Origin of the sequence: Devosia alba (assembly GCF_039938915.1) — a bacterium.
Classification (GTDB): domain Bacteria; phylum Pseudomonadota; class Alphaproteobacteria; order Rhizobiales; family Devosiaceae; genus Devosia; species Devosia alba.
The window spans coordinates 23354-39665 of the sequence record NZ_JBDUUI010000010.1 but is presented as its reverse complement, the minus strand read 5'-3'; the positions used below and the strand labels follow the sequence as shown (position 1 = coordinate 39665).

Annotated in this window: 15 protein-coding genes; 4 read left to right on the top strand and 11 right to left on the bottom strand. The window is 61.9% G+C overall.

What is annotated here, in order from left to right; translation table 11 throughout:
* The first annotated feature begins 13 nt into the window (after positions 1-13).
* On the top strand, positions 14-622 hold the full coding sequence (locus tag ABFY71_RS14475) for a DUF1036 domain-containing protein (RefSeq protein WP_347946720.1): 609 nt from the start codon (positions 14-16) through the stop codon (positions 620-622).
* Complete coding sequence (gene pyk, locus ABFY71_RS14470) at positions 619-2055, top strand: pyruvate kinase (protein ID WP_305576957.1); 1437 nt, start codon at positions 619-621, stop codon at positions 2053-2055. Before ABFY71_RS14475 ends, pyk begins: the two co-directional genes overlap by 4 nt.
* A gap of 69 nt (positions 2056-2124) precedes the next feature.
* On the opposite strand, the gene ABFY71_RS14465 is transcribed toward pyk, so the two are convergent.
* Positions 2125-2523 (bottom strand): SRPBCC family protein, encoded by a 399-nt coding sequence (locus ABFY71_RS14465; RefSeq protein WP_305576955.1) that lies wholly within the window; start codon positions 2521-2523, stop codon positions 2125-2127.
* 279 nt (positions 2524-2802) lie between these two features.
* Positions 2803-2928, bottom strand: a complete 126-nt coding sequence (gene ykgO / locus ABFY71_RS14460) for a type B 50S ribosomal protein L36 (RefSeq protein ID WP_046105532.1) — start codon at positions 2926-2928, stop codon at positions 2803-2805.
* Positions 2929-3137: 209 nt separating this feature from the next.
* On the opposite strand from ykgO, the gene ABFY71_RS14455 reads away from it, so the two are divergent.
* Complete coding sequence (locus ABFY71_RS14455; RefSeq protein ID WP_347946719.1) at positions 3138-3644, top strand: response regulator; 507 nt, start codon at positions 3138-3140, stop codon at positions 3642-3644.
* Positions 3641-4141, top strand: a complete 501-nt coding sequence (locus ABFY71_RS14450; RefSeq protein WP_347946797.1) for an HIT family protein — start codon at positions 3641-3643, stop codon at positions 4139-4141. The genes ABFY71_RS14455 and ABFY71_RS14450 overlap by 4 nt, the downstream gene beginning before the upstream one ends.
* On the opposite strand, the gene ABFY71_RS14445 is transcribed toward ABFY71_RS14450, so the two are convergent.
* The 9 genes from ABFY71_RS14445 to ABFY71_RS14405 form a co-directional block, all read right to left on the bottom strand.
* Entirely contained in the window at positions 4138-5154 is a 1017-nt protein-coding gene (locus ABFY71_RS14445) for an ABC transporter ATP-binding protein (RefSeq protein ID WP_347946718.1), read from the bottom strand. The genes ABFY71_RS14450 and ABFY71_RS14445 overlap by 4 nt on opposite strands.
* Positions 5154-6137, bottom strand: a complete 984-nt coding sequence (locus tag ABFY71_RS14440; protein ID WP_347946717.1) for an ABC transporter ATP-binding protein — start codon at positions 6135-6137, stop codon at positions 5154-5156. The genes ABFY71_RS14445 and ABFY71_RS14440 overlap by 1 nt, the downstream gene beginning before the upstream one ends.
* 2 nt (positions 6138-6139) lie before the next feature.
* Complete coding sequence (locus tag ABFY71_RS14435; protein WP_347946716.1) at positions 6140-7060, bottom strand: ABC transporter permease; 921 nt, start codon at positions 7058-7060, stop codon at positions 6140-6142.
* Entirely contained in the window at positions 7060-7983 is a 924-nt protein-coding gene (locus ABFY71_RS14430; protein WP_347946715.1) for an ABC transporter permease, read from the bottom strand. Before ABFY71_RS14430 ends, ABFY71_RS14435 begins: the two co-directional genes overlap by 1 nt.
* Positions 7984-8088: 105 nt before the next feature.
* Positions 8089-9705 carry a peptide ABC transporter substrate-binding protein gene (locus ABFY71_RS14425; RefSeq protein ID WP_347946714.1) on the bottom strand — a complete coding sequence of 539 codons (1617 nt, stop codon included), beginning with the start codon at positions 9703-9705 and terminating at the stop codon, positions 8089-8091.
* 253 nt (positions 9706-9958) lie between these two features.
* Positions 9959-10120: a hypothetical protein gene (locus tag ABFY71_RS14420; protein ID WP_305576932.1), complete on the bottom strand. Its 162-nt coding sequence runs from the start codon at positions 10118-10120 to the stop codon at positions 9959-9961.
* Complete coding sequence (locus ABFY71_RS14415) at positions 10117-11400, bottom strand: acetyl-CoA C-acetyltransferase (RefSeq protein WP_347946713.1); 1284 nt, start codon at positions 11398-11400, stop codon at positions 10117-10119. Before ABFY71_RS14415 ends, ABFY71_RS14420 begins: the two co-directional genes overlap by 4 nt.
* A 118-nt stretch (positions 11401-11518) precedes the next feature.
* Complete coding sequence (locus ABFY71_RS14410) at positions 11519-13480, bottom strand: 3-hydroxyacyl-CoA dehydrogenase NAD-binding domain-containing protein (protein WP_347946712.1); 1962 nt, start codon at positions 13478-13480, stop codon at positions 11519-11521.
* A gap of 156 nt (positions 13481-13636) precedes the next feature.
* On the bottom strand, positions 13637-16192 hold the full coding sequence (locus ABFY71_RS14405; protein WP_347946711.1) for an acyl-CoA dehydrogenase: 2556 nt from the start codon (positions 16190-16192) through the stop codon (positions 13637-13639).
* Positions 16193-16312: the final 120 nt, after the last annotated feature.

Genomic DNA, 16312 nt, shown 5'->3' with positions numbered 1-16312 from the left:
GGGTCATTAGCCATTGACCAATCCATCACCATGGGCTCAAAGAAGGCACGTTTTCCCGATGATTTCCGGCTCGCTTTTGCAAACCACTCGTCTCGGCACGACTCTGATCGGCGCAACGCTTGCCAGCTTGGCGTTCTTTGCAACGCCGGCCAAGGCCGACCTGCGCATCTGCAATGAGACTGCCAATCTTGTTTCAGTGGCCCTTGGCTATCGCGCTGAGCGCGGCTGGATGAGCGAAGGCTGGTGGCAAGCGCCTCCGGGCGATTGCCGCGTCCTGTTTCAAGGCGAACTGCAGCGTCGCTTCTTTTACATCTTTGTAGCAGATGATGTGGCCGGCGGGGCTTGGGACGGATCGGTATTCATGTGTACGCGCGACGAAACCTTCACCATATTTGGGGTTGAGGATTGCCTTGCCCGTGGTTATGAGCGCACCGGTTTCTTCGAAATCGATACCCAGAACCGTTCCGACTGGACGCTGCAGCTGACCGAGACCGCCGCCGGCCCTGCCGTCGTCGGCCCCGACGGCAGCGAAGACCTTGAAGATCCTACTTTCCTTGTCGATCCCGACGATGTGGACGCACCGCAGGACGACATAACGCTACAAGAAACGGACACGCAATGAGACGCATGAGACGCGCAAAGATCGTCGCCACCCTCGGGCCAGCCAGCCACGAGGAAAAGATGATCGAGGAACTGGCCAAGGCCGGCGCAGACGTGTTCCGCATCAATATGAGCCATGCCAGCCATGAGGTGCTCCGCACCACGGTCGAGCGCATCCGCAATGTCGAGAAGCGGTTGAACCACCCCTTGGGCGTTCTGGTCGATCTGCAGGGCCCCAAGCTGCGCGTCTGGAAGTTTGCCGACGGCGCCGTCGAACTGCTTGCCGGACAGAAATTCACCCTCGACAGCAATGAAACACCCGGTACTGCCGAGCGCGTGTTCCTGCCTCATCCCGAAATTATCGAGAGCGTTTCAGTGGGTGATCGCTTGCTGATCGATGACGGCAAACTGTCGCTCAAGGCCACCAAGGTGGGCAATGGCGCCATCGAGACCGAAGTGGTCTATGGCGGCAAGCTGAGCGACAAGAAGGGCGTTTCGCTCCCCGATACCCTGCTGCCGACCGGCGCCCTGACCGAAAAGGACCATGCCGATCTGCTGGCCGGTCTGGCCGCTGACGCCGACTGGATTGCGCTGTCCTTCGTACAGCGCCCCGAAGACATCATCGACGTGCGCAAGATTGTTCAGGGTCGCGCCGGCGTCATGGCCAAGATTGAAAAGCCGCAGGCCATTGAGCGCCTTGAAGAGATCATCAAGCTGAGCGATGCCATTATGGTGGCGCGTGGCGATCTGGGCGTCGAATTGCCGCTTGAGCAGGTTCCCGGCCTGCAGAAGCGCATGATCCGCATGGCCCGCCGCTACGGCAAGCCGGTGGTCGTGGCCACCCAGATGCTGGAATCGATGATCACCGCGCCTGTCCCCACCCGCGCCGAAGTCTCGGACGTGTCGATTGCGGTATTCGAAGGCGCCGATGCCATGATGCTGTCGGCCGAATCGGCTTCCGGCATGTACCCGGTTGAGGCTGTCGCCACCATGAACAAGGTGGCCATTGCCGTCGAAGGCGATCTCAATTATCGCAACATCATTCGCGCCGCCCACACCGAGCCGGAAGCCACTGCGGCCGACGCCATCTCGGCAGCCACCCGCCAGGTGGCCGAGACGCTCGATCTGGCCGCCATCGTCACCTACACCGCTTCGGGCTCCACCGGCATCCGTGCTGCCCGCGAACGGCCTTCCAAGCCCATCATCGTGCTGTCACCCAATATGCGCACCATTCGCCGCATGTCGGTGGTCTGGGGTGTGCACTGCGTGCAGACCGAAGATGCGGTCAATCTCGAAGACATGGTCGACCGCGCTTGCGTGATTTCCTATCAGGAAGGCTTTGCCCGCCCCGGCGACCGGATCGCCATCACCGCCGGCATCCCGCTGGGCACGCCTGGCGCCACCAATATGCTGCGCATCGCCTTCGTCCGTCAGGACGGCGCTGGCTCCAGCTGATCGCCCCCTGTCTCCAACAAGAAAGCCCGCGCAGCGTCGCGGGCTTTTCTTTGTCCGGATGCTCGCAGACTAGCGCTCCATCAGGGTCTTGAGCACCATCAGGTCAGCCTGCAGCCACTCTTCTTCTGAGGCGAAGACCGCATCCGAGACCAGCGGCTGCTGCACCGAGGTGTGAGTCAGCACCGTGCCATTGCCATTGCGGATCAACCTGACACTGGCCGCGCGCATCACCTGAACCCCCACCCGCACCGTATAGTCGAGCACGAAGAACGGGTTCGGTGGGGTAACTTGCACCATGGCACGGCCTTGCGGATGGCCGAACGACCAGATCAGCGGTCCTTGCTCAGGCTCCGGACGGCCAGGACCGCTCATCGTCCAGCGCGCCAGATTGGCCGGATCAACCACGAAGGCATACACCTCCTCGATTGGTCGTTTGATCAGGACGGTCAGGGTCCGGGCCTGCAGCATGTCACAACCTCAAATTGACGCTGGAACTTACAGCCACCAAAATCAGAATGGTTCGCGCCGTGGAAATTCAGTTAATAAATTGCTTAACAAATAGTTCTGCGCCAAAGGCGAGTGCGCACGGGATCAGTACCGTTCGCCAGTAGTCAGGGTAGGAGGGCAGCATCGCCTCCCTAGGCCACCTTGACCTTGCTGCCCGCTCTCTGCAGCGCCCGGGCGGCAGACAAAACAACAAGGCCCGCTTGCGCGGGCCCTATTATTCAAACAGCAGTCGAGCCAAGCTCAGCCCTGGCGGGCTTTGAAACGCTTGTCTACCTTGTTGATGATATAAACCCGACCGCGACGGCGGACGAGCTTGTTCGCGCGGTGGCGAGTCATCAGCGCCTTCAGCGAGTTGCGGATCTTCATCGGACGATTCCTTGGTCAAACAAAAGGGGCGCCTTGGCGCCCGGAAACTTGGGGGATACATAGGGAAAATGCCCCCCCCTGTCAACGCGGCATGGCCGGAGTTTTCACCCAAATGTCGTGAAAAGCCAAGCCGGCATACCCATAGCCCCATTAACGGCTCATAGGCAAAGCTAAGCTATGCTCCAGTCACGCTATTATGTGGGATCACCATGGCCAACGAGGAAATCACCAAGCGGGGCGTTCTGGTCGCCGATGCGTCGGCCCATATGGCGGCGCTGGTCGCTGTCATGCTGCGCAGTCTCGGTCGCAAGGACATTCGCGAAGTCTGTGATGCCAGCAAGGCCATGTTCGAGCTGAACCACCGCAGCTTTGACCTGCTGATCATCGATGACGCCCTTGTCGGCCTGGACGGCGTGGCCTTTACCCGCAAACTGCGCGCCAATAGCGACTGCCGCAATCGGCTGATTCCCATCATCATGATGAGTGCCGCACCCGATGCCAAGCGCATAGCCGACGCTCGCGATGCCGGCATTACTGAGTTCCTGCGCAAGCCATTTGCGGCCAATCACCTGCTGACTCGGCTGGATAACATCACGGCCCACCCGCGCAGCTTCATCGAATCGGCCGAATTTGTCGGCCCCGACCGCCGCCGCAAGACAGTCAGTGTCGGCAAGAAGGCGCGGCGGAGCGTTGACGGTCTAGCCGAAGCCAGCTGATGAGCCGCCGGGCTTTCGATCTGCGGGCCTATGCCGAGCGCGCCCAGCGCGGCCCTTGTTTCATCTGCGAGATGATTGCCGGCAATCCTGACTATGCCCATCATCTGATCGCCCAGGATGACGAGACCATCGTCTTTCTCAGCAAATACCCCACCCAGCCCGGCTATGCGCTGGTCTGCCCCAAGCGCCACTGTGAGGACCTCGCAGAGGACCTTTCGCCCGCCCAGTACCTGGCCCTGCAGACGGTGGTCCACCGCCTCTCCCGTGCGCTCAAGCGGGTCTACAATGCCGAACGCATCTATGTGCTCTCATTGGGCAGCCAGTTGGGCAACAGCCATCTGCATTGGCACGTTGTACCCCTGCCCAAGGGCGTCCCATACGAACAGCAGCAATATCACGCGCTGATGGCCGAACACGGCGTGCTGGAATTTTCAGACGTTGAGATGGCAAGAGCCGCCGCGAGGATCGCGGCGGCCTATGACGCTCTGACCGACTAGCCGTTCAGCACGGCTTCTGCCGGCACCTCGATTTCGCGCCAGCGATGGCACGCCACCAGCCGGCCATTCTCGATGATCTCCAGCGGCGGGCGCTTTTCGGCGCAATAGGGCTTGGCAAAACGGCACCGCGTGCGGAAGGTACAGCCCGAAGGCGGGTTGATCGGCGAAGGAATTTCGCCCTTCAGCGCATCAATATTGCGCAACCGCGCCAGCTTGGGATCGGGGATCGGAACCGCCGTCAGCAACGCTCGCGTATAGGGATGCTTGGGGTCCTCATAGATCTCGTCGCCGCTCGCCAGTTCGACGATCCGCCCCAGATACAGCACCAGGATGCGGTCTGACACATGCCGCACCACGCTCAGATTATGCGAGATGAAGATCAGCGTCAGCCCGAACTCATCCTTGAGCTCGGCCAGAAGGTTGAGGATCTGCGCCTGGATCGACACGTCCAGCGCCGAAACCGGCTCATCGCAGACGATCAGCTTGGGCTCGGTGATCAGCGCCCGGGCAATGCCGATGCGCTGCGCCTGTCCGCCCGAAAATTCGTGCGGATAGCGGTTGATCATCTCGGGCAGCAGCCCTACCGATTCCATGGTTTTGAGCACCCGGGCCCGACGCTCGGTTTTGTTGAGCTCCGGGCGCAGCGTACGCAGCGGGTCGGCGATGATCTCGCCCACCGTCATGCGCGGATTGAGCGAGGCGAGCGGATCCTGAAAGATGATCTGCAAATCCTGCCGGCGCTGACGCATTTCTTCCGCCGGCAGCTTGGTCAGATCCTGACCCAGCCACAGCACCTGGCCCTCATCGGGCGCCAGCAATTGAAGGATGCAGCGGCCCAGCGTGGACTTGCCACAGCCGCTTTCACCCACAATACCCAGGGTCTCGCCTTGCCGGATGGTGAAGTTGATATCTTCCAGCGCCGTCAATGTCAGCGGGCGCGCAAACAACCCCGTAGCGATCGAGAAGGTCTTTTTCAGATCCTTGATTTCGAGCAGGGTGGTGGTGTGGGCCATTATGCCACCTCGCCATAAGCCAGCGGGCCTTCATAAAAGCACGCCTTCTGCCGGCCATCACCGACATCGCGCAACGGCGGTCGCTCGACCAGACAACGATCAAACGCAAAGGCGCAGCGCGGGTGGAACGCGCAGCCCTTGGGCAGGTTTTCCAGGCTCGGCGGCAGGCCCTGAATGGGGTCGAGCCGCACCGCGCGCTTGGCAATATGGGGCGTCGAATGCAGCAGGCCCAGCGTGTAGGGGTGGCGCGGATCGTAGAACAGGTCGTCGGTTACCCCCTTCTCCACCACGCGCCCGCCATACATCACCATCATCCGGTCGGCCACGCCGGCGACCACACCCAGATCATGGGTGATCAGCACCAGCGAGGTGCCGAAATCCTCGGTCAGCGACTTGAAAAGATCCAGCATTTGCGCCTGCACCGTCACGTCCAGCGCCGTGGTGGGCTCGTCGGCAATCAGGATCTTGGGCTGGCACAGCAGGGCCATGGCGATCATCACGCGCTGCCGCATGCCACCCGAGAGTTCGTGCGGATAGGCATTGGCGCGCTTGACGGGTTCGGGAATGCCCACCCGCTCGAGCATCTCGATCGAGGTAGTGACAGCATCCTGCTGGTAGAAGCCGCGATGCTTGACCAACACTTCGCTGAGCTGGGTCTTGACCTTGAGCGTCGGGTTCAGCGAGGTCATCGGGTCCTGGAAGATCATGGCGATATCCTTGCCGCGATACCTGTCGAGCTGCCTCGAATCCAGGGCCAGCAAGTCCACGTCACCCATCATGACCCGGCCACCAGCCCGGCCATTTTTGGCCAGCAGGCCCATAATGGCGAGAAACGCCTGGCTCTTGCCTGAACCCGATTCACCCACCACCGCCAGCGTCTCGCCTTCGGCCAGGCTGAAATTCATCTCGCGCACGGCCTGCACCTCGCTGTCATGCAGCTCGAAGGTCACCGACATGTCTTCGACTTTGAGGACTTCTGTCATATCTATCGATCCTTGGGGTCGAGGGCGTCGCGCAGGCCGTCGCCGATATAGGTGAGGCAGAGCAGCAGGCTCACCAGAACCACCGCCGGCCCGATCAGCATCCAGGGCAGCGTCTCGGCCACGGGCGCGCCGAACGAGATCAGCGTGCCCAATGATGTCTGCGGCTCCTGCACGCCCAGGCCCAGATAGGAGAGGAAGCTCTCGGTCAGAATGATCTCGGGCACGGTCAGCGTGGCATAGATCACCACCGGACCGGTGAGGTTGGGGACGATATGGCGGAAGATGATGGTCCAGGGCTTGGCCCCGCCCGCCTTGGCCGCCTCGACAAACTCGCGCTGCTTGATCGACATGGTCTGTCCGCGCACGATCCGCGCCATGGTCAGCCATTCGAGAAAGCCGATGCCGACAAACAGCAGCACTGGATTGCGCCCGAAGATCACCACCAGAATGATGACGAACAGAATGTAGGGCAGCGCATACATGATGTCGACGAAGCGCATCATCACCGCATCGACCCTGCCACCGAAATAGCCGGCAACGGCGCCGTAGATCACTCCGATGATCACCGAGACCAGCGTCGCGACGCCCGCCACGATCAGGCTCATCTGCGTGCCCTGCATGATGCGGGCCAGCATGTCGCGGCCATTCTGGTCGGTGCCGGCATAGTGCCCGGCCTCGAAATTGGGCGGCTTGCGGATGCCGCTCCAGTCGATCTTGTCATAGGTCCAGGGCAGGAAATATGGCCCGGCAAACGCGAAGATGATGATGAAGCCGACCACGAAGACCGATAGTACCGCGGCCTTGTTGCGGACCAGGCGCCGTATGGCATCCTGGGTCAGCGACCGACCCTTGGGCGCGTCGAGCGTTTCGAGCCTGTGCGCATACTCGGTGAGTACCGCGTCCTTGCCAGTAATCCCAGCCATCAGCTGTACCTCACCTTCGGATCGAGCCAGGCATAGAGAATGTCGACCAATAGGTTCACCGCCAGGATAACGAACATGTACAAAATGGTTGTTCCCAGCACGAGGCCATAGTCGCGGTTCAGTGCGGCGCTGATGAAGTAGCGGCCAATGCCGGGCAGCGCAAAGATCTGCTCCACCACCAGCGAGCCGGTGAGCAGATAGGATAGCCCCGGGCCGAGATAGGACACCACCGGCAATAGTGCCGGCTTGATGGCGTGGCGCGCCAGGATCAGCCGCTGGCCGAGACCCTTGGATTTGGCGGTGCGCACATAATTGGTACTCAGCACTTCGACCATCGAGCCGCGCATCAGTCGTGCCGTCCGTCCCGCATGGGGCAGCACCAGCACGGTGATCGGCAGCACCAGATGGGGAATCGAGCCGCTCTGCCACCCCCCTGCTGGCACCCAGTTGAGATAGACACCGAAAACCAGTTGCAGGATGGCAGCCATCAGGAAGTTGGGCACCACCAGCCCGATCACCACGATCATGACCAACAGATAGTCCGGCCACTTGTTCTGGTTGACGGCAGACAGCGCGCCGGCCACGAGCCCCACCAGCGTACCGATGACGAAGGCCGACAGGCCCAGCGTCAGCGTGAAAGGCAGCCCGATCCACAGCATCTGGGCGACGGTGAAGTCATTATACACCATGGAGGGGCCAAAATCGCCCTGCAGCAGACGGCTGACATAGATGAAATATTGCTGGATCAGCGGCAGGTCGAGATTGTAGTGCGCCCGCAAATTGGCCAGCGTTGTCGGGGGCAGCGCGCGTTCACCGTCGAAGGGGCCGCCAGGCGCCAGCCGCAGAATGAAGAAACAGGCAGTAACGGCAATCAACGCTACCGGAATCGCTGACAGCACACGCCGCGTCACATAGCCAAACATGGATTTTTTGGACCTTTCACATCCACCGCGCCCTCAGGTCAGAGGCCTGGTGGATAAAACTGCGGCGCCGCCCCTCCTGGGGGCGACGCCACACGGTTTCGGCGGCTACTCGGCCTTGGAGAGCCAACGCGTCCGGTGAATGTCCGATGCGTTGCTGACGAAGCCGCTGATCTCGGGGGACACCACGTTCTGGGCGATGTACCAGTAGATCGGGAACGCGGCGGTTTCATCCATCGCGATCTTTTCGGCCTCGCCGAGCATCGCGGCGCGTGCCACGAGGTCCTGCTCGGTGGTGGCCTGATCCATCAGCGCGTCGAACTCTTCGTTCGCGTAGCGGCCATAGTTATTGCCCCAGTTCATCGCGCCGTCCTGCATGATGCCGGTGCGCAGCAGATCAAGCGTGTTGGACGGGTCCGAATAGTCCAGCAGCCAGCCGGCACGACCGATTTCGAAATCACCGGCGCGCAGGGCGTCGTAGTGCACGGCGGTTTCGGAGTTGAACAGCTCGGTCTTGACGCCAATCTGTTCCCACATCGAGCTGATCGCCACGGCGATCCGCTGATGGTTGTCATTGGTGTTGTACTTGAGCTGCACGGGCAACGGCGAATCCGCAGTATAGCCCAGCCCTTCCATGATCGCCTTGGCTTCTGCCACGCGCTCTTCATAGGAAAGACCGATCCATTCGGGCTGGTAGGGGGTCACGCCTTCATAGTTGGCCGTGCCTTCGGGAACCCACCCATAGGCTGGCAGTTCGCCGGTACCCAGCACGTCGGGACCGATCACGTCGCGGTTGATCGACATCGACAGCGCCTTGCGGACCTCGGCATTGTCAAACGGCGGCTTCTCCTGGTTGATCACGTAATAATAGATGCCCAGGAACGGGGCAAAATAGTCCTGGCCGGGCAGATTGGTCTTGATCCACTCGGCCTGGTCCGACGGAATGTCGGTCAGGATGTCATATTCACCGGCGCGATAACGCGACAGGGCGGCGGCCAGGTCTTCCTGCACGAAGTAGTTCACTTCGTCGATCTGGACATTGGCGGCATCCCAGTAGGTCTCGGATTTCACCGACTTGATGTAGCTGCCCGGAAGCCATTCAATAGGCGTGTAGGGGCCGTTCGAAACGATGTTCTCGACCTTGGTCCACTCGGTGCCGACCTTGTCGATCACATGCTTGGGCACGGGATAGGCCGTGTAGTGGGTCAGCGCCTGCAGGAAGAACGGCGTGGGGCCTTCGAGGGTGATTTCAACGGTCTTGTCGTCGAGGGCCTTGACGCCCAGTTCGTCGAAATCGGTCACGGTGCCTTCGGCGATTTCCGAACCGTTCTTGATCGGAAACTGCAGATAGGCATAGTCCGAAGCGGTCTTGGGATCGAACAGGCGCTGGAAGGCGAAGACGAAATCGCCGGCGGTCACCGGGGTGCCGTCCGACCACTGGATGCCATCACGCAGCTTGAAGGTATAGACCAGGCCATCGTCGGAAACGGTATGGCTCTCGGCCTGGCCGGGAATGGCCTGCGCATCGGCGTCTTCGGTCATCAGGCCTTCGATATAGTCGCCGATGATGCGGTTTTCCCAGTCGCCCGATGCCTGGTGCGGATCGATCGAACCAGGCTCGGAGCCGTTCATCATGTTGAGCGTGACGGCCGAAGCGGCCGTGCTCATCAGCAGCGCCATGGCGCCGGCGGTTGCGACCGCTGTCAGGGTTTGAGTGATTTTCATGCGCGTTCCATCTCCTTGCGGACTTCCTGAAAACATCATTGTTTCCGCGATCATGGCGCCGCGGATTTATTTGGCTTGTGGCCGGAGCTTGGAGCCGGCCGGGCAAGATTAATGGACGGTATTACGCAATTCCGCCTACTGACAAGCAAAAGATTGACCTATGCGTCAACAGGGGCGTGCAGTGACAAGCATTGCCGTGCCGGGCAATGCGGCAACGCCTCTGCGGGCGGTTCACGATCTGTGGAAAACGCGTCTAGCCGGCCAGCAAACCCGATTGCTGCACACCATAGATCAGCAGCGCCAGCCCGATCAGCACGGCGAACGGTACCCAGCCGGGCAATACCAGTTCCTGGCGCGGCGGCTTGGGCTCGGGCTCTTTTTCGATCTTGCGGAATTTGACAACATTATCGCTCATGCCGCGCCCTCTACCAGAGCGGTCACGCCTTGCCCACCCGCCGTGCACACGGAAATCAGTGCGCGCTTGCCTGGCTCAGCGGCCAGCAATTTGGCTGTCAGCCCCAGAATGCGCGCCCCGGTCGCCGCGAACGGATGCCCATAGGCCAGGCTGGAGCCCTTCACATTGATCTTGGCCGGATCGATCGGCCCCAGCACGCTGTCGCGGCCCAGCACATCCTTGCAGTAGGCAGGGTCATTCCAGGCTGCCAGCGTGCACAGCACCTGCGCGGCGAAGGCCTCATGCAGTTCGAAATAGTCGATATCGTCAAAGCCCAGCCCAGCCCGCGCCAGCAGTTCGCTGACTGCAATGGTCGGCGCCATCAGCAGTCCCTCGCCATGCGCGAAATCATTGCCGGCCACCCGGCCCATGCTGAGATAGGCCAGGATCGGCAGGCCGCGCTCCCTGGCCCATGCTTCGCTGGCCAGCAGTACCGCCGACGCGCCATCGGTCAGTGGCGTCGAATTGCCCGCCGTCAGCGTGCCCTTGCCGCTGGATTTGTCGAAGGCCGGCTTGAGCGTCGCCATCTTCTCGATATTGGCGTCGGCGCGCACATTGTTGTCGCGTACCAGCCCGGCGCGGGGCACCAGCAGATCGTCATGGAAGCCTTCGTCATAGGCCTTGGCCGCATTGGTATGGCTGGCCACCGCCAGCGCGTCCTGCGCCTGCCTGGTGATACCCCACTCCTTGGCCATCAGTTCGCAATGCTGCCCCATGCTGAGACCCGTGCGCGGCTCATTGACCGAGGGCGCCACCGGCGTCAACTCACCAAAGGAAAATCCCTTGAACGCCCTGAACTTGTCGCCGGTGGTCCGCGCCTTGCCCAGATTGATCATGCGGTGCTGGAACTTGTTGCCAAAGACGATCGGGCTGTCGCTCACCGTGTCCGACCCGGCGGCAATGCCGCTGTCGATCTCGCCGCTGGCAATCTTGGCGCCCAGCATCAGCGCCGCCTGCAGGCTCGTGCCACAGGCAATCTGCAGTGTCGTGGCCGGCGTGCGCGGCGACAGCCCGGCATCCAGGCTCGCTTCGCGCGCAATATTGAAATCGCGGCTATGGGCAATCACCGAACCGGCCACCACCTCGTCGATCTTGGTGCCTTTGAGGCCAAATTTGTCGACCAGCCCACCCAGCACGGCGCCGAGCATGGAAAGGTTGGTTTCATCAGCATAGGCGGTATTGCCGCGCGCAAACGGCAGGCGTGCCGACCCGACAATGGCCACTCTGCGAAGTTCAGTCATTTGGCATCCTCGTCAGTCTGGATCAATGTTGCGCACGATGGTGCAGTCGACACCCTCCCCCTTGCGGGGAGGGTCAGGGAGGGGGGCGTTTGGCCCGAATATCGGGGCTCTCGAACGATCATGCCTTGCCATCCTGTCTTGCCTTGAGCGGTCCGCCGAGGAACGGCGCAAAGCCTGTACCCATGATGACTCCGATATCGGCCAGCCCCGCATTGGCGACCACGCCCTCGGCCAGCACCACTTCGGTCATGTCGACCAGCGGCTTGACCAGGTCGCGGCCCAGGGCTGCGAGGTCAGCATGCGCGGGCACTTCGCCCTTTTGCGCCTTGCCCTCGCTCCATTTGTAAAAGCCTTCGCCGGTCTTGCGCCCCAGCTTGCCGGCCTTGACCAGCGTGTCGAAATTGCTGCCTTCGGGCACCGCATGGCCCAGTTCGGTCGCCACCGACTTGCCGACATCGAGTCCGACAGTATCCATCAGCTCGATCGGACCCATCGGCATGCCGAACGCCACGGCAGCGGCGTCGAGCAATTCCTTGCTCTCGCCGCGCTCCACCCGTTCCACCGCGCCCAGCATATAAGGCATCAACACCCGGTTCACGAGAAAGCCCGGCGCCGATTTGACCACCACGGGCGACTTGCCGATGGCCAGCGCAAAGGCGGCGCCCTTGCCGATCTCGGCATCGGCATTGAAACTGGAGCGGATCACTTCCACCAGCGGCAGCTGTGCCACCGGGTTGAAGAAGTGCAGCCCGATCAGTCGCTCCGGCTGCTTGAGCTTTTCGGCAATGCGCTCAAGTTCGATCGAACTGGTATTGGTCGCCAGAATAGCGTTGGGCTTGGCCTTGAATTCGAGCTCGCCAAAGATGGACTGCTTGACGTCAAGTTTCTCCACCACCGCCTCGATGATCACATCGGCGCGGCTGACGCCCTTGCCCTCGGGGTCGGCCTCCAGCCGCAGCATGGCCGCGTCCACCTCGCGCTTTTTCTTCAGCCGTTTCTTGAACAGCTTCTTTCCGCGATCCAGCGCCGGCTGGATCCGCGCCATATCCAGATCCTGCAGCGTCACGCTCATGCCGCGCAGCGCGCACCAGGCCGCGATATCGCCGCCCATCACGCCCGCGCCAATCACATGCACCCGGGAAAACTTGACGCCCTTGCTGCCCTGCTTCTTGAGGGCCTCGGAGGCAAAGAACACCCGGCGCAGATTGGTTGCGGTATCGCTGCCCATCAGCGGCACGAAGCGGTCGATTTCGCCATGGCTCATCGCCTGCCAGTTATTGCCGTGCTCTTCGAACAGATCGATCAGCGCATAGGGCGCCGGATAGTGTTCCGGGCGCGCCTTCTTGGCCACCTGCGCGCGCATCTTGTTGGCCACATAGCCGCGCAGCGGCCCCATCGCCACCACCCGTTTGAGCAAGCCCGCCTGGGTCGAACCGCGCTTCTGCAGCACGGCCTTGCGCGCTTCCCAGCGCAGATTGTCGCGATGACGCACCAGCTTGTCGACTAGGTTCATCCCGCGCGCCGCGCCGGCCTTGAGCAGGCGGCCCGCCAGCATGATCCCCATGGCATCGACCGGTCCGGCCTGGCGGATCGAGCGGCCCGTGCCGCCAAAGCCGGGGAAGATGCCCAGATTGACCTCGGGGAAGCCAATTCGCGTCTTGTCGTTATTCACCGCCACGCGGTAGTGGCAGGCGAGCGCCAGCTCCAGCCCGCCGCCCAGGCAGAAGCCGTGAATGCCCGCCACCATCGGAACTTTCAGCGCTTCGATGCGGCTGAACAGTGCATGCGTGCGCTGCAGCGCCCCCGGCAGAACCGAGAAGTCGCTCATCGCATCGAACTCGCTGACATCGGCGCCAGCGATAAACCCGCTATCCTTGCCGCTGAGCAGAATCACCCCGACCAGGTCACCGCTCTTGGCCAGTTCCTCGAACCGGATCACCAGAAGTTCCAGTTCTTCAATGGCCAGCCGGCTCAGCGTGTTGACCGGCGAATTGGGCGTGTCGATTGTCAGCCAGCCCAGGCCCTCCACGTCTATTTCAAAGCGCCAGTTTGTGCTCTCGGGCATCTGCGGCTGGATCATTGTGTCTCCTCGAATTTCGGGCTTGCGCCTCACCCACCCGGTGCCGGGCGGCACCCATTATGTGGGCTAACCAGGCGCTGCACCCGATATGTTCGCTGCAGCGCCCATTATCTTCCATCCCCAAATCGACGGGTTATCGATGGCCAACGCTCAAGATCATTTTGCGGTTGCTTTGGCCTTTGCCGTCGCTGCCGCACTCTTTGCTGGGGCCGGCTTGCGCTTCGGCGCGACCGTCTCACGTTTGGGCTTGGCCACCGCCTTCTTGGGCTCTATCGCCAGTTCGTCCTGCGCAAAGTCGTCCACCTCGACCACCCGGTCTGTGGTTTCATCTGCGGCCCGCATAATGCCCGCTTCATTGCCGTTCAGCACGCCCGCAGCCACCGCATCGTCAATCGCATCGCGATCCAGCCGCCGCTCGATCACGCCCTTGCGCGCCGCCTTGATGAATCTGGCCTCGATCTCCTCGGCCTCGGTCACCTTGATCAGCGCATCTTCCAGAACACCGGTCACGTCATCGGCATCCATCGACACGTACAGGCCGGTGGTCAGCCGGTCGCGGAACGCGCCGGGGCGCAACACATCGCGCACGAAACGATAATTGACCCGATCGCTGGCCGGCCTGGCATGCCGCCCCAGCGGGAAGCACAAGAAGCGCATGGCATTGGCGGCAACGCCATTGGGGAAATTGGCGAACACTTCGCCAAAGGTATGTTCCATTGCCGCGATCCGGTCCGCCATGATCGCGTCGACCAGCGGCTTGTCCTCGGCAATGCGCCCTTCATCCTCAAACCGGCGCAATGTCGCCGACATCAGATAGAGATCACCCAGAATGTCGGCCATGCGGCCACTCAGTTTCTGCTTGCGCTTGAGCTGACCGCCCAGGATGACCGTGGTCCAGTCTGCGGTCAGGGCGAAGGCCTGCGCATAGCGGTGCAGCTTGCGGTACCAGCCGGCCATTTCCGTATCGACCGGCGTCGAGGCAAACGCGCCATTGCTGACGCCAAACACGAAACTGGCCACGATATTGCGCAGCATGAACTTGGTATGCCCGCCAAAGGCCGCATCGAACTGATCCAGACCCGCCTTCTTGTCCTTGTTCTGGGCCGCTTCGATTTCCTTGTAGAGGAAAGGATGTGCCCGCAGCACGCCCTGGGCAAAGGTCATCAGCGTCCGTGTCAGGATATTGGCGCCTTCCACGGTGATAGCCACCGGGGTGGCCATATAGCCGCCGAACAGATAGTTGCCGGGCCCGTCCTGAATGGCGCGGCCGCCATGGATGTCAAAACTGTCATCCACGCTGTCGCGCATCGCCTCAGTCGTGCGATATTTCAGCAGCGCCGAAATCACCGCCGGGCGCTGGCCTTCATCCACCATCGAGGCGGTCAGGCGGCGCGAGGCCTCATAGGTGTAGGCGCGCTTGACCATCTCGCCGAGCGGCTCGGCCACGCCTTCCATCAGGCCCACCGGAATGCCGAACTGCCGCCGCACCCTGGCATAGGCCGAGGTGACGCGCAGCGCCTGCTTGATCGATGTCGTGCCAATGGCCGGCAGCGAAATGGCGCGCCCCGTCGACAGGCACTCCATCAGCATGCGCCAGCCCTGCCCCGCATAATCGGTACCACCGATCAGAAATTCCATCGGAATGAACACATCGGTGCCGCGCACCGGCCCGTTCATAAACGCCTGCCGCGCCGGGAAATGCCGGCGTCCGATTTCGACACCCGGATGGTCATGTGGCACCAATGCGAGCGTGATGCCGATATCTTCGCCGCGTCCGAGATGGTTGTCGGGGTCCTTGAGAATGAAAGCCAGCCCCACCAATGTGGCGATCGGCGCCAGCGTGATATAGCGCTTGTCCCAGCTCAGCTTGACGCCGAGCACATCCTTGCCCTGATACTTGCCCCTGGTGACCACGCCGATATCGCGCATACCGCCCGCGTCCGAACCTGAATGCACGCCGGTCAGCGCAAAACACGGCACTTCCAGCCCCTTGGCCAGACGACCGAGATATTTTTCCTTCTGCGCTGGCGTGCCGTATTTTTCCAGCAACTCGCCCGGCCCGAGTGAGTTGGGTACCATCACGGTAATACCAGCGGCCACCGAGCGGCTGGAGATCTTGGACACCACCATCGACTGCGCCTGAGCGCCGAAGCCCAGCCCGCCATGCTCCTTGCCGATCAGCATGCCCAAAAAGCCCTTGTCCTTGAAGAACTGCCAGACTTCGGGGCTGAGATCGGCGCGGTTATTGCGGGTGTCCCAATCGTCGATCATGGCGCAGACATCTTCAGTCGGACCATCAAGGAAAGCCTGTTCGTCCGCCGTAAGGGTCAGCGGCCGGATCGCATTCAGCTTGGTCCAGTCCGGGCGCCCGGAAAACAGCTCCGCATCCCAACCCACGGTGCCAGCATCGAGCGCTTCCTGTTCGGTACGGCTGACGCGCGGCAGGATGGACTTGACCGCCCCATAGATCGGGGTCGTCAGCAGCGGCTTGCGGATGGTCGCAATGCTGAGCAGCACCAGGATCGCCCCCGGCAACAGCGCCAGCACCCAGCCGATCACGCCCGTCGCCATGACAAGGCCGCCATCATCGATGCCGAACCGCGACAGGATACCGATGACCAACGCCACCAGGCCCCAGTCGCGCAGCGAGGATTCGCGCAGCGCCAACACGGCAAAGGCTATAAGTGCAATCAAGATCAGCGCAATGGTCACGGCATGCCCTCCAAGGCGTTGCTGGCGCACGGCACCACGCAACTCAATCCCGAAACGTCAGCCTGCTCGCCGAATCGTTCCGCTGTTACAGGCACGTCGCGCCAGGGATCATAGCGCGGC